This window comes from Mycobacterium sp. 1245111.1 (assembly GCF_001673405.1).
Taxonomy (GTDB): Bacteria; Actinomycetota; Actinomycetes; order Mycobacteriales; family Mycobacteriaceae; genus Mycobacterium.
Map to the genome: position 1 here is coordinate 127,501 of NZ_LZLV01000034.1, position 12,997 is coordinate 140,497.

General features: G+C 65.3%; 14 protein-coding genes. 7 read left to right on the plus strand and 7 right to left on the minus strand.

All coding sequences use genetic code 11. The features are described 5' to 3' along the window. The first annotated feature begins 3 nt into the window (after positions 1-3). From A5658_RS06650 to sthA, 3 genes are all read left to right on the plus strand, one after another. A complete protein-coding gene (locus tag A5658_RS06650) occupies positions 4-531 on the plus strand; it encodes a hypothetical protein (protein WP_156751297.1) in 528 nt (175 codons plus the stop codon). Between the two features lie 15 nt (positions 532-546). Then, entirely contained in the window at positions 547-1,236 is a 690-nt protein-coding gene (locus A5658_RS06655; protein ID WP_067332509.1) for an esterase, read from the plus strand. An 85-nt stretch (positions 1,237-1,321) separates the two neighbouring features. Beyond that, positions 1,322-2,728, plus strand: coding sequence for a Si-specific NAD(P)(+) transhydrogenase (gene sthA / locus A5658_RS06660; protein ID WP_156751307.1), 1,407 nt, complete (start codon positions 1,322-1,324; stop codon positions 2,726-2,728). On the opposite strand, the gene A5658_RS06665 is transcribed toward sthA, so the two are convergent. Beyond that, on the minus strand, positions 2,725-3,504 hold the full coding sequence (locus tag A5658_RS06665) for a trypsin-like peptidase domain-containing protein (RefSeq protein WP_156751308.1): 780 nt from the start codon (positions 3,502-3,504) through the stop codon (positions 2,725-2,727). The genes sthA and A5658_RS06665 overlap by 4 nt on opposite strands. A 207-nt stretch (positions 3,505-3,711) precedes the next feature. Here A5658_RS06665 and A5658_RS06670 point away from each other — a divergent pair, with 207 nt between their 5' ends. The 3 genes from A5658_RS06670 to A5658_RS06680 all read left to right on the plus strand — a co-directional run bounded on the left by A5658_RS06670 (position 3,712) and on the right by A5658_RS06680 (position 6,527). Further along, entirely contained in the window at positions 3,712-4,698 is a 987-nt protein-coding gene (locus tag A5658_RS06670) for a proteasome assembly chaperone family protein (protein WP_067332512.1), read from the plus strand. An 84-nt stretch (positions 4,699-4,782) separates the two neighbouring features. Beyond that, entirely contained in the window at positions 4,783-5,805 is a 1,023-nt protein-coding gene (locus A5658_RS06675; protein WP_067332784.1) for an alpha/beta fold hydrolase, read from the plus strand. Between the two features lie 35 nt (positions 5,806-5,840). Further along, positions 5,841-6,527: a PhzF family phenazine biosynthesis protein gene (locus A5658_RS06680; protein WP_067332513.1), complete on the plus strand. Its 687-nt coding sequence runs from the start codon at positions 5,841-5,843 to the stop codon at positions 6,525-6,527. Here the strand turns inward: A5658_RS06680 and A5658_RS06685 are convergent. From A5658_RS06685 to A5658_RS06705, 5 genes are all read right to left on the minus strand, one after another. Beyond that, positions 6,524-6,946 (minus strand): DUF1330 domain-containing protein, encoded by a 423-nt coding sequence (locus tag A5658_RS06685; protein WP_067332514.1) that lies wholly within the window; start codon positions 6,944-6,946, stop codon positions 6,524-6,526. The genes A5658_RS06680 and A5658_RS06685 overlap by 4 nt on opposite strands. A gap of 39 nt (positions 6,947-6,985) precedes the next feature. Beyond that, positions 6,986-7,471, minus strand: a complete 486-nt coding sequence (locus tag A5658_RS06690) for a peroxynitrite isomerase (RefSeq protein ID WP_067332525.1) — start codon at positions 7,469-7,471, stop codon at positions 6,986-6,988. A gap of 13 nt (positions 7,472-7,484) precedes the next feature. After that, positions 7,485-8,693 carry an FAD-dependent oxidoreductase gene (locus A5658_RS06695; RefSeq protein ID WP_082992984.1) on the minus strand — a complete coding sequence of 403 codons (1,209 nt, stop codon included), beginning with the start codon at positions 8,691-8,693 and terminating at the stop codon, positions 7,485-7,487. A gap of 9 nt (positions 8,694-8,702) precedes the next feature. Beyond that, the gene (gene nrdR / locus A5658_RS06700) at positions 8,703-9,176 is read right to left on the minus strand and encodes a transcriptional regulator NrdR (RefSeq protein WP_067332532.1); all 474 of its coding nucleotides are present in this window, start codon (positions 9,174-9,176) and stop codon (positions 8,703-8,705) included. 108 nt (positions 9,177-9,284) lie between these two features. After that, positions 9,285-9,767 carry a LysM peptidoglycan-binding domain-containing protein gene (locus A5658_RS06705; RefSeq protein ID WP_082993001.1) on the minus strand — a complete coding sequence of 161 codons (483 nt, stop codon included), beginning with the start codon at positions 9,765-9,767 and terminating at the stop codon, positions 9,285-9,287. Positions 9,768-9,979: 212 nt separating this feature from the next. Between A5658_RS06705 and lexA the strand changes: the two genes are divergently transcribed. Then, positions 9,980-10,678, plus strand: coding sequence for a transcriptional repressor LexA (gene lexA, locus A5658_RS06710; RefSeq protein ID WP_067332534.1), 699 nt, complete (start codon positions 9,980-9,982; stop codon positions 10,676-10,678). A gap of 18 nt (positions 10,679-10,696) precedes the next feature. Here the strand turns inward: lexA and A5658_RS06715 are convergent, their stop codons facing one another. Then, positions 10,697-12,721, minus strand: coding sequence for a hypothetical protein (locus A5658_RS06715; RefSeq protein ID WP_156751309.1), 2,025 nt, complete (start codon positions 12,719-12,721; stop codon positions 10,697-10,699). Between the last annotated feature and the right edge of the window lie 276 nt (positions 12,722-12,997).

A 12,997-nucleotide genomic window follows, 5' to 3' on the forward strand; every position in this document is an offset into this window, starting at 1 on the left:
CTGTTGCAGGCGTTCATGAGTGCTGCGGCCATCGCGGCGATGTCAGCGTGCCACACGTCGACCACTCCGGCGCGTGTGACGACGACAGTCACGGCGGTGGCAACGGGCCCAACGCCCACAAGCACGGCACTCACACGCAAGCCGTGCGACGTGCTCACTGCCGACGTCGCCAAGAAATTCGTGGGCGAAGACGCCCAACGGCAACTGTATTACGAAGCCCGCCCACCGCTGCCTGTAGGCGACACGGCGTGCTACTACACGGGCGCCACACGAGAGATCGACGTCTCGATCTTCCCGAGGCCGACCGACCCCACCGCCCCCGTCAACCATTTCCAAGTGATCCGCCCGGACAACCGAGTTGACGCCGTTAGCTACGAGGCTTACTGGTTCGGGCCTGGCGAAAGCATCGTGGCCGTCAAAGGCGGACTGCTGATCACCGTAAAAGTGGCCAACATCAAGGGCGACTGGACCGACCAGGACCGCGCCGACGACATCGAACTCGCGGACCTGGTCGTCCCGCGCGTCGGCTGACCGAAAGGAAGTGCAATGACCACGATCGCACGGTTGGCCGTCGCGGCAACGGCTGCCCTGTTCTGCGCGATGGCATGGAGCGCCAGTGCAGCTGCACAGCCGGGAGCGTCCGGCTGCCTCGACATCGGTGGGACGGTCGCCGTGGACCAGAGCTGCCGCGTTCATACCGAAACCTCCACGTACACAATCGACATGAGCTATCCGCTCGACTACGTCGACCAGCCGGCACTAAGCGACTTCGTGAAGCACGACAGGGATGTGTTCGTCGATTTCATGGCGCATGCCCGGCCGCGAGATCTCCCCTACAGGCACGAATTAACACCGCACTCGTACTCGACTACCGGTACCCAGAGCGTGGTTTTCGACGTGTACGACGATACGGGCGCCCACCCGGTGACCGGATTCAAGGCGTTCAACTACGACCTGGGCAGAGCCACCCCGATCACGTTCGAGGCACTGTTCAAGCCGGGCGCGTCCTCGGTCGCGACGCTCGATCCGATCGTGCAGCGCTTCATGGACAGGCGCTGGGAGGGCTACGAGGGACCCGCACCGCAGAACACCCTCGGGGCGAAGGTGTATCAAAACTTCGCGATCACCGACGACACGATCATCTTTTACATCGGGCAGGGCATGTGGCTGCCAGAAGTCGCGGGGCCACAGCGGGTGCCGGTACCGCGCTCCGAGCTCATGTCGGTACTGGCTTAGTCGCGACTGTGAATGTTCACATGCACGTAGCCGGATTCGACGCGTCCCCGCAACGATGAGGGCGTAAGAGTCGTGCATGGGTTCGATACTCGAATACGACATGGTCGTCATCGGCTCGGGGCCGGGCGGCCAGAAGGCCGCGATCGCCGCTGCCAAGCTGGGCAAATCGGTCGCGGTCATCGAGCAGCGTCCGATGCTCGGCGGCGTGTGCGTCAACACCGGCACCATCCCGTCGAAGACGCTGCGCGAGGCCGTGCTCTACCTGACCGGTATGAATCAGCGCGAGCTCTACGGCGCCAGCTACCGCGTCAAGGACAAGATCACCCCGGCCGACCTACTGTCGCGAACCCAGCATGTCATCGGCAAGCAGGCCGATGTGGTCCGGAACCAGTTGGTGCGCAACAGGATTGATCTTATTCCCGGCGAGGCCCGGTTCCGTGACGAGCACACCCTGCTCGTCGAAGACCGCACTCGTGGCGAGCGGACCACGGTCAGCGGGGAGCGCCTCGTCATAGCCACCGGTACCAAGCCAGCTCGCCCCGAGGGCGTGGAATTCGACGACCAGCGGGTGCTGGATTCCGACGGAATCCTCGACCTCAAGACCATCCCCACATCGATGGTGGTGGTCGGGGCCGGGGTGATCGGCGTCGAGTACGCGTCGATGTTCGCCGCGCTGGGCACCAAGGTGACCATCGTCGAAAAGCGGCGCGACATGCTGGACTTCTGCGACCCCGAAATCATCGAGGCGCTGCGCTTTCATCTGCGCGACCTCGCCGTCACCTTCCGCTTCGGTGAAGAGGTGACCCGCGTCCAGGTCGGCGCGTCGGGCACCGTCACCAGCCTGGCCAGCGGCAAGAAGATCCCCGCCGAAACGGTCATGTACTCGGCGGGCCGCCAGGGCCAGACCGAGAACCTCGACCTGGGGAACGCCGGCCTGGAAGCCGACGCCCGCGGACGGATCTTCGTCGACGAGGACTTCCGGACCAAGGTCGACCACATCTACGCCGTCGGTGACGTCATCGGCTTTCCCGCGCTTGCGTCGACTTCCATGGACCAGGGTCGGGTCGCGGCCTGCCACGCTTTCGGCGAGCCCGTGCACGGCCTGACTGCGCTGCAGCCGATCGGCATCTACTCGATCCCCGAGATCTCATACGTCGGCGCCACCGAGGTCGAGCTGACCAAGGACTCGATCCCCTACGAGGTCGGTGTGGCCCGCTATCGCGAGCTTGCCCGCGGCCAGATTGCCGGCGACTCGTACGGGATGCTGAAGCTGCTGGTCTCCACCGACGATTTGAAGGTGCTCGGTGTGCACATCTTCGGCAGCAACGCCACCGAGATGGTCCACATCGGCCAGGCGGTGATGGGCTGCGAGGGCACGGTTCAGTACCTGGTCGACGCGGTGTTCAACTACCCGACGTTCTCAGAGGCATACAAGGTCGCGGCGCTGGACGTGATGAACAAGGTGCGCGAGCTAAGTCACTTCGATGTCTAGCAATCGTCGTGGAGCCCCGCGGGCGCGACGTCGCCCGGCCCGTCGCCCTCGGCCCGCGCCATGAGATCGGCGATGTGCTGATCGAACGGCGACGAATACGACAGATTGTCAGCGCATCCGCCGCCCTGTGGGCCGCCGATCACGCCGGTCACGCTCGAGCCGCTGATCCACGGCGCGCCGCTGGTCCCGTCGACCAGGCCCGCACAGGGCAGTGCCGGGTATCCCGTGTCGCTGAGCTTGGTGCCGGCCCGGCAACCGATCGGCATTCCCCCGGCGCCCGCCGGATACGCGACCACGCTCACCTGGCTGCCTCGCGGCGCCGTGCTGCCAAGCGTCAACGCCGAACCGGCGACCGCCTCCACCGAGCCGCCCAACGGCCTGCGGACCCGTGCGATCGCGTAGTCGGCCTGCGGGTCTCTGGTGGCCAGCCATCGCGGATCCAGGTACGCCGCGTCGACCGTCCAGAACGCGTCGGGGTCGGCACTGCGGGCGAAACCGGGAACGAACCGCACTGGACCGCCGCCGATGCTCAGGCAATGCGCGGCCGTCAACACCAGATTGCCGGCCGCCGAATGCAGCACAGAGGCGGTGCAGACGTGCAGGTCGCCGTCAGAGAGAAAAAGTGCCCCCACCCGTGGGTCTGGGTCGACAGGCGCCGCGACGGGGTTGTTCGCGACGGATGCGTGCACGGTGCTGGTGACCGACGCCGATTGCGCTCGGTGTCCACAGCCGGCCAGTACCAGAACCAGCCCCACCCCTGTAGCCAGAAATCGCATCACCACCGATGATGCCCGATGTGGCGGGTAGCCGGTGGCGTGCGGCACTTTCGGCGGCCCGTGAAGCGGGTATGCCTGGAATGTCACCGCTGCTGATCACGTTTTGCAGCACGGGGGCGAGCGGGTCAGCTATCCGCCGCTCGGCGATCTGAGGGACACTAACTGACACGGTGCTGTGTGTGGCGCCGCGGCGAGGAGGCAACAGCGATGGGCGACAACGAGCCCCCCAACACCCCTGACCGGGACAAGCACTACCAGTCCGAACAGAACGGCATGTACGAGCTCGAATTCCCGGCGCCGCAGCTGTCGCTGTCCGACGGGCGTGGCCCCGTCCTGGTGCACGCCCTGGAAGGGTTCTCCGATGCCGGTCACGCGATCAAGCTGGCCGCCAGCCACCTCAAAGACACGTTGGACACCGAACTGGTGGCCTCTTTCGCGATCGACGAGCTGCTCGACTACCGGTCACGGCGACCGCTGATGACGTTCAAGACCGATCACTTCACCCACTACGAAGACCCCGAGCTCAGCCTCTACGCCATGCACGACAGCGTCGGGACGCCGTTTCTGTTGTTGGCCGGTATGGAGCCGGACTTGAAGTGGGAGCGGTTCATCACCGCCGTGCGGTTGTTGGCCGAACGCCTCGGCGTCCGGCAGACCATCGGACTGGGCACCATCCCGATGGCGGTTCCGCACACCCGGCCGATCACATTGACTGCCCACTCCAACAACCGTGAGCTGATCGCGGACTTCACGCCGTGGATCTCGGAGGTGCAAGTTCCGGGTAGCGCATCGAACCTGCTCGAGTACCGAATGGCTCAGCATGGCCACGAGGTGGTCGGCTACACGGTCCACGTCCCGCACTACCTGGCGCAGACGGACTACCCGGCCGCAGCGCAGGCGTTGCTCGAACAGTTGGCCAAGACCGGTGCGCTGCAGTTGCCGTTAAAAGCGCTGACCGAGGCGGCCGAGGACGTCAAAGCGAAGGTCGACGAACAGGTCGAAGCCAGCTCGGATGTCGCTCAAGTGGTAGCTGCGCTGGAGCGCCAGTACGATGCCTTCATTGCTGCGCAGGAGAACCGGTCGCTGCTGACGCGTGACGAGGACCTGCCCAGCGGTGACGAACTCGGCGCGGAGTTCGAGCGTTTCCTGGCACAGCAGGCCGACAAGAAGTTCGACGACGACGATCCGACCTGATCGCCGCCGGCGGGCCACCACAATGCAAAGCAGCGATCAGGAGGAGTGGCCCGTGTCTCCCAACCCGACAGCGACGTTGGCGACGTGAGTCAGCGCAAGCCGAATCTTCGCTCCGTGCGCGAGCTTACGCCCCAGCTCCAATTTCGGACGGTGCACGGGTACCGGCGGGCGTTCCGGGTGGCCGGCTCCGGCCCGGTGATCCTGCTGATCCACGGCATCGGTGACAATTCGACGACCTGGTCGATGGTGCAATCCACACTCGCGCAACGTTTTACCGTCATCGCGGTCGACCTGCTGGGACACGGCGAGTCAGACAAGCCACGCGCCGACTACTCAATTGCGGCTTACGCCAACGGAATGCGCGACCTGATGTCCGTTTTGGACATCGAACGCGCAACGGTGATCGGGCATTCTCTCGGCGGCGGTGTGGCGATGCAATTTGCCTACCAGTTCCCGCAACTCGTCGAGCGTTTGGTGTTGGTCGGCACCGGTGGGGTCACGAAGGACGTGAACGTTCTTTTGCGGGTGGCTTCGTTGCCGATGGGCAGCGAGGCGCTTGCGCTGCTGCGACTGCCGTTGGTGTTGCCGGCCCTGCAGACGTTCGGCCGAGCGGCGGGAATGGTGTTGGGCTCCACCGCGATCGGCCACGACCTACCCGACGTCCTGCGGATCCTGGCGGGCCTTCCGGAACCCATGGCCTCTGCGGCGTTCACCCGGACCCTGCGCGCGGTGGTGGACTGGCGCGGCCAGAGCGTCACCATGCTCGATCGATGTTATTTGACGCAATCCGTTCCGGTGCAGATCATTTGGGGTACCGATGACGTCGTGGTTCCTGTCAGCCACGCCCACATGGCTCACGCCGCGATGCCGGGATCCCGGTTGGAGATATTCGAGCGCTCCGGGCACTTTCCGTTCCACGACGACCCCGATCGGTTCATCGAGGTCGTCGAGCGCTTCATCGACACCACCGCCCCGGCCGACTATGACCAGAACGCCCTTCGCGAACTACTCCGGTCCGGTGGTGGCGCGCAGACCCTCTCCGGACCCGTCGATACCCGGGCCGCGGTGCTGGAGGCCATCGGTGCCGACGAACGCAGCGCCACCTGATCGCATCGCCGCGGTGACGCCGTACAGTCGCCTTCATGAGCGTCGATGTCACGGTGTTGCGAGTATTCACCGATGCGACGGGCAATTTCGGTAATCCACTCGGAGTGGTCGACGCCGCTACGGTCGAGCCGGAGCAACGTCAGCGCATTGCAACCGAATTAGGTTACAGCGAAACAGTTTTCGTTAATATTCCCGCAGCTGGGACCACCTCCGCTGACGCGCGGATCTACACACCGGCCACCGAATTGGCATTCGCCGGGCATCCGACGGTCGGGGCGTCATGGTGGTTGCGATCTCTCGGCACGCCGATTCGCACCCTGCGGGTCCCCGCCGGGCTGGTCCAGGTGAGCTACGACGGCGACATCACCACGGTCAGCGCCCGCTCGGACTGGTCGCCGGAGTTCGCCATCCACGACCTGAACAGCGTCGATGCGCTGGCTGCCGCCGACCCGGCCGACTACTCCGATGATGTCGCGCACTACCTGTGGGCATGGATCGACGAAGCCGCGGGATCACTGAGGTCGCGGATGTTCGCCTCGAATCTCGGTGTGGCAGAAGACGAAGCGACGGGTTCGGCCGCAGTCCGGATCACCGATTACCTCAGCCGCGACCTGCACATCACGCAGGGCAAGGGATCGATCATCGAGACCAGCTGGAGCCCGCAGGGGTGGGTGCGGGTGGGCGGTCGCGTCGTAGACGACGGAATTCGGCAGCTGGCCTAGCTGAGAATCGCGTCGCGCTGTGCCACGCGCAACAGCAACTGGCCCTCGAGTCCCGCGGCGCGATGGACGCCCGCCTCCAATACCTCCGGAGACACGACGAGCGTGGCAAATGCTGCGGCCGAAGGGTATTCGACAAGCACGCAGGTATCCCAGAGCTGCCCCACTTCGCCGATTACGGTGGACGCGATGTCGCCGCCGAACACCACCCGACCGCCGTTGTTCTCGACGATCGCCTTCATCGCAGTGCCGTAGAGGTTGTAGGCCTCGCGGCCGCTCAAGTCGCTGGCCCGCCCGTCGGGGTACTCCGCCTTATCGCGGAACTTGAGCAAATTGAGCATCACCACACGGTCCGCGGAGTCATCCGCGAGCAGCGCCGTGATACGGGATTGCGTCGGGTACAGATGGTTTACGACATCCATTCCGGTGCCTCCTTGGGTAACCTCCGACGCGAGGGCGCGTCAGTCTTTGCGATGCAGCGCTGCCGAAAGGTGGTGCAGCAGTGGCTGTCCGACGGCACCCATCTGCACGGAGTACGTCAGCTCGTCGCCGGCGAGCCGGAAGCGTCGCGCCAGAGACGTGACTTCCTTGGCGGTGGGGGTCATCCCGACATCGCTCGTCGTCATCTCCAGCTCGACCGTCGTGCCGTCGGCGACATATCTGCCGACCTCGATCTCGGTGATGCCGCTCGGATGCGCCAGCACGAGTTCGACTTCGTTGTGTCGGGGTACGCGAAGGTAGCCGGTCTCGGCGTGCATCGGTAGCCCGTCAACCGCGCTCTTGGTCTTTTGCGCGTAGATCAGAAACGGTTTGCCCACATGGGAAAACGTGACTTCCTCGAGGTAGTCGAACGGTTCGATGGTGGGGTACTCGCCGGATCCACGTCCCTGCCAGGTGCCCAGCAGCGGCGCGAGTGCTTGTAGGTTGGGATGCAGGTCGGGCGCCATCGGGCCAGCCTAACTAGACCGCGTGGACGTCCGGCGTGCGGACGTGCTCGGGTCGGAAGCCCCGGCCGACGAGGATCGGCGGGATGAACTGCAGCGGTCCCCGCCCGACGATCTTCGGAACCCGGACCGACGACAGGTCGCCGGCCAAGTTCGGCTCGATGAGGTTGTTTTGAATGAACACCTGACCGGCCTGGATGATCCGTGCCGGAAGCTCACGCCGCCGCTGCACCTTGGCGAGATCGGCGTCGGTCAACCGGTTTTCGCGTAATGGGCGGCACAGGATGTTGGCCGCACCAACCGCATCCGCGACCGCGAGGTTGATGCCGACCCCACCGACCGGCGACATCGCGTGCGCAGCATCGCCGATGCACAGCAACCCTTTGCGCCACCAGGTTTTCAGTCGATCCACCCGCACGTCGAGTTGGCTGGTGTCGTCCCACGAATGCAGATCGTGGACGTGCTGAGCCAAGTTGGGTTGGACGGAGACCAGGCGCTCTTTGAATGCGTCCAGCGACCCGTCCCGCGGGTTTTCGCCTTTGGGCATCAGGTAGGCGATCTGCCAGTAGTCGCTCCGGTAGATCATTGCCATCATCAAGCCCTTGCGGACTACCCCGACGAGCTCCTCAGGATCGCCCGGGCGCCAGTTCAACCGGAACCACAACACGTCCATCGGCGAGTTCGCGCTGCCGATCTGGAGTCCCGCCGCGGCGCGCACCGCGGACTTGCGCCCGTCGGCGCCGATCACGAGGGTGGAACGCACCTCCAGCTCCGGCGTACGCACGCCGGCGACACGATCCCCGTCGAAGATCAGATCGGTGACCTCGGCGTTACGGATCAACGTGAATTCGGAGTAGGCACTTGCCTTTTCGCAGAGGAAGTCGAGGAAATCCCACTGCGGCATCAGCGCGATGTAGGGCTGTTTGAACCCGAGCCGCGACAGTGCGCTGAAGTTTCCGAAAGTCCGCAGCGTTCCATCGGTGTCGAAGGCGAGATGCTTGACCTTGGTGTGCGGGAGACGCAGAAACTCGTCGATCAGCCCCAACTCGTCCATGACCCGCAGCGTGCTCGGATGTACGGTGTCGCCGCGGAAATCACGCAGAAAGTCGCCGTGCTTTTCCAACACCGTGACGCGGATCCCGGCGCGGGCCAACAGAAGAGCGTGCACCATGCCCGCGGGGCCGCCACCGGCAACACATACCTGAGTGTGCACGACTTGCGTCATGGCCTGACCCTACGACAGTGAACCGGACGCGGGCACCTTCCGGTGGGCACGCAGCGCTTTGATCTCGCGCTCGAAATCCTCTGCAGACTCAAAAGATCGGTACACCGACGCGAATCGGAGGTAGGCCACTTCGTCGAGTTCTCGAAGGGGGCCGAGGATCGCGAGGCCGACCTCGTTGCTGGGAACTTCGGGCGAGCCGGCAGCTCGCACGGTGTCTTCGACCTGCTGCGCCAGCAGGCTCAGAGCATCGTCGTCAACCTGTCGGCCTTGACATGCGCGCCGCACCCCACGCATCACCTTCTCCCGGCTGAACGGCTCGGTCACGCCGCTGCGCTTGACGACTGCGAGTACCGCGGTTTCCACTGTGGTGAATCGCCGGCCACACTCCGGACAGGATCGGCGGCGTCGGATCGCCTGTCCCTCATCGGTTTCACGGGAGTCAACGACTCGCGAGTCCGGGTGCCGACAGAACGGACAGTGCATGGCCGCTCCTTCGCCGCGCTGACTTCGGGGTATCCCGAACCACCACGAGCCTACCTGTGCCTCAGGGCACGGGCCTAGCATCATCGGGTGTTGCGGCTGGTAAACGGTTCAGCCCACCGGCGCGATCAGCGTCTGGCCCGCGGTCACCGCAGACGACTCGAGCTGGTTGAGTTCGCGAATGCGGGCGGCGACCTGACCGCTCGGGGCCTCCGGCGCCACCCGGGCCGCCAGATGCTGCAGCGACTCCCCCGGCTCGACCCGGACCACGGCGAGCCGGTCGGGCATCTGCACCGAGGCGTTCTCGGGACCGCTGTGCAGCATCCCGCCGAAGTGGGCCACGAATCCCAGCCACACCGTGATGCCGGCGGCGACGATGGCGAGCGCGACGGTGGTCGCGGGCGTGATCGGGCGCGGCCGATGCAAGGCGTTCGACATCAGCACACCCGTGCCGCGGTAGCGCGGCGGCGCCGTGTTGGGCCTAGATGGCTGAGGGCGTTTCGATCCGCGCTGGCCACCGCGGCCGGCGGGACGTACCTGGACCGGGCGAACCCGGGTCGCCGGTGTCCGAGAGATCGTCTCGATGTGCGTCATGTGCGTTCCTCCAGTCATCTCGTGGTCGATCACTTGTTCGAAGAGTAGTCGATAATGTGTTCGAAAACCGAACATGTGATCGAACTGTTGCACACGCTGATGACGATAAGGCGGGCCACTGACACATTTTCCAGCCCTGGTCAGGCCAAAAACCACGACATGCCTCGAACACATGTTTGATATCCAGGCGTAATGCCGCTACATTCGTCCATATGAGCGATAGCGATACTCCGGACGCCGACTCTGACCGTGGCCCGCGATCGGCGGATTCAGCGCTGACGCCACGCCAACGCACCATCTTGGACGTCATCCGCGCGTCGGTCACCAGCCGCGGATATCCCCCGAGCATTCGGGAGATCGGCGATGCCGTCGGACTGACATCGACGTCCTCCGTCGCCCATCAGCTGCGCACGCTCGAGAAGAAGGGCTACCTGCGCCGCGACCCAAACCGTCCACGCGCCGTCGACGTCCGCTCGGCTGACGACGTGGCGAAGCCGTCGGTGATCACCGACGTCGCCGGTTCGGACGCGTTGCCCGAGCCCACGTTCGTGCCGGTGCTGGGGCGGATTGCCGCCGGTGGCCCGATCCTGGCCGAGGAAGCGGTCGAAGACGTCTTTCCTCTGCCGCGCGAACTCGTCGGCGAAGGCGCGCTGTTCCTGCTCAAGGTGGTCGGCGAGTCGATGGTCGATGCGGCGATCTGCGACGGCGACTGGGTGGTGGTCCGTCAGCAGAACGTCGCCGACAACGGCGACATCGTGGCGGCGATGATCGACGGCGAAGCCACCGTCAAGACCTTCAAACGCACCGGTGGCCAAGTCTGGCTGATGCCCCACAACCCGGCTTTCGATCCCATCCCGGGCAACGATGCGGCCGTGCTCGGCAAGGTCGTCACGGTCATCCGCAAGATCTGACGGCGCCGCGGCCGCAGGCTAGCCGGCGGCCTTGTGAAACCCGTTCGCCTTGGCCATTTCTTCAGTGGCGAACCAGATTTCGGCCGGGGTGTCCTCGTACACGCCGCTGTCGGGCATGTAGTAGAGACCGGAGCTGGCGTTGGCTTTGACGGGGTAGCCGTCCGGCACCTGGTACGGGTCGTCCATCGGAAGATGAATTGCCAACTGTCCGGACGCAATTCGCGGTATTGGCACCGCTGCCGTCACTTGAGAGTCATCGTCGTCGGCGTCCGCCGCCGCGTGCCGACCGGCTCGGGGCTCCTCCGCGACCGGGATCCCGGTCGGGTCCGTGTCGACGTCGTCGGGATCCTCGTCGAGGTGCTCGTCGGTGCCGTGCTCGTCGCCTCCGTGGTCGACGTGGGTGCCGTGGTCGAACGCCGCGGCGCGACTGAACTCTGCGTCGTGGTCGAACTCGGAAAGCTCGGGATGCGAATCGGTTTCGTCATCGCCGAGCAGCTCGTCGACCAAGCTCTGGTGATCCGGCGGCATCCACGCACTGGACGGCTGGCTGGGCAGGCGCACGGTCCGTGGGCGCGGCGGCCGATAGTCCTCTGCCAAGCTTGACGACGCCAGGTCAGAATCGGCCGGCGACGACCATTGCGAAACCGCTTCGGTGGTGGGCGCGTATCCGGAGTCGTCCGACCCGCCGAGGTCACCTGGTTTATCGTCGCGTCTGGCGGCACGACGCCGACCCAACCATCGGGCCAGCAGTGCCACAAGGACGATCAGCAACAGCGCGCCGGCACCGGTCAGCAACCACCACCAGTGCCCGGTAAGCCAACCCGTGGCCGCGTTGGGCGCCGCCGAATGTGCCGGCGACTTCTGTCCCGGCACCTCCAGACCGGACAGCGCCGACGCCAAGTTCGCCGGCTGCGTGGTGAAGGTGTTCTTGGTCTTGTTCCAGGCGATCTGACCGCCGGAGAATTTCTGCGTGACCACGTCCTGGGTGACCGTCTGATCGCCGACCGGCGCGCCCAGTTTGCCGGTTGCGCCGAGGAGCTTGTCCCATGCTGCTTTGATCGCCCCGCGTACCACGTAGGCACCGTGGTCGGGCGTCCAGAAGATCACCGGCTTGTCGTCGGCAGAAAATGCGCTGACCTTGCTGGCCGGTTTCAGGCCACCATCGGCCTCGTTGGCAATCGGGAAGCCGAGGTCGCTTTTGGCCGGCCCCCCGAGCGCCTCGTACTTGGTCAAGATGTCGGTCTCGACGGCATTGGCGCCGGTGGCGGTGCTGAAGAAAATCTTCCCGCCGGCGAAGTTCTGGGCCAGCCCGTTGCTGCCTATCGGATATTGGTCGCCCTCCTTGGCGCCCAGCGCGCCGGCGGCGCCACCGGTCGCTCGCCAGGCCATGTTGATCTCAGCGGTCGGGTCGACGGGCACCTGCAGCCCCACGAGCTGGCCGGCCAGGTTGGGCGGGACCGTGCTGAAAGCCTTGGTCAGCCGGTTCCAGGACACCTTGCCGCCGCTGAACGCCTGGGTCGCGAGCTCACCGTCGTAGGTCTCGTCGCCGATCGGGACTCCCAGCGGGCCGCTGGAACTGCCCAGCTTGTCCCAGGCGGCGTTGATCGCACCGCGCACGACGAACGCGCCGTGATCGGCGGTCCAGTAGATCAGCGGCTTGTCGCCGGCCGAAAAAGTGCTGACGCGGCTATCGGGGCCGGCCAGGCCGCGCACCTCGTTGGCGGTCGGAAAACCCAGGTCGGAAGCCGCCGGGCCACCGAGAGCTTCGTACTTCTCGAGGATCGCTCCCGTCATCGACCTGGGGCCGGTCGCGGGCGTGAAAAACATCTTGCCGTGCACAAAGTCCTGAGCAAACCCTTGACCGGCGACGTAACAATCACCCTGCTTGGCACCCAGGTCCGAGGTATCTCCGCCGGCCTCTTTCCACGCCGCGGTAATCGCGTTGTCGGCATCGCCGATTGGAGACGCCTTCGCCATGGGCGTCTGCAGCGCAACGAATGTGAGTCCCGCCGTCAGCGCCACCAGGCCACGCGCTGAGCGCATGAAGATGCCCGATCGCCGTCGCTGCCTCGTCATCCCGCCCTCCCCGCGGCCGCCCAGTCCGGAATCTGGGCCCAATGTCAACCGCCCTGCGGGTCGCCACAACTCTGCTGAGGGCGACGACGCATCGGAAGCCATACTCCAGACCCTACGGAATGGTCATCTCATCGATGCCGAATTGCCGTCCGCGGAAGCCGGGTTGTGCCGCATTCTGCTCGTTCGGCAAATAGATTACGGTCCGCCGATATCATCGTGCACGCGGCAGCGAGATTGGCCGAC

Excerpts from the sequence above, each read along its gene's own strand:
- A5658_RS06665 (WP_156751308.1), bottom strand. The coding sequence starts at position 3,504 with ATGCGATTTCTGGCTACAGGGGTGGGGCTGGTTCTGGTACTGGCCGGC.
- A5658_RS06705 (WP_082993001.1), bottom strand. The coding sequence starts at position 9,767 with ATGACGCACATCGAGACGATCTCTCGGACACCGGCGACCCGGGTTCGC.
- A5658_RS06685 (WP_067332514.1), bottom strand. The coding sequence starts at position 6,946 with ATGGATGTCGTAAACCATCTGTACCCGACGCAATCCCGTATCACGGCG.
- nrdR (WP_067332532.1), bottom strand. The coding sequence starts at position 9,176 with ATGCACTGTCCGTTCTGTCGGCACCCGGACTCGCGAGTCGTTGACTCC.
- A5658_RS06695 (WP_082992984.1), bottom strand. The coding sequence starts at position 8,693 with ATGACGCAAGTCGTGCACACTCAGGTATGTGTTGCCGGTGGCGGCCCC.
- lexA (WP_067332534.1), top strand. The coding sequence starts at position 9,980 with ATGAGCGATAGCGATACTCCGGACGCCGACTCTGACCGTGGCCCGCGA.
- A5658_RS06670 (WP_067332512.1), top strand. The coding sequence starts at position 3,712 with ATGGGCGACAACGAGCCCCCCAACACCCCTGACCGGGACAAGCACTAC.
- A5658_RS06655 (WP_067332509.1), top strand. The coding sequence starts at position 547 with ATGACCACGATCGCACGGTTGGCCGTCGCGGCAACGGCTGCCCTGTTC.
- A5658_RS06715 (WP_156751309.1), bottom strand. The coding sequence starts at position 12,721 with ATGCGCTCAGCGCGTGGCCTGGTGGCGCTGACGGCGGGACTCACATTC.
- A5658_RS06680 (WP_067332513.1), top strand. The coding sequence starts at position 5,841 with ATGAGCGTCGATGTCACGGTGTTGCGAGTATTCACCGATGCGACGGGC.
- A5658_RS06690 (WP_067332525.1), bottom strand. The coding sequence starts at position 7,471 with ATGGCGCCCGACCTGCATCCCAACCTACAAGCACTCGCGCCGCTGCTG.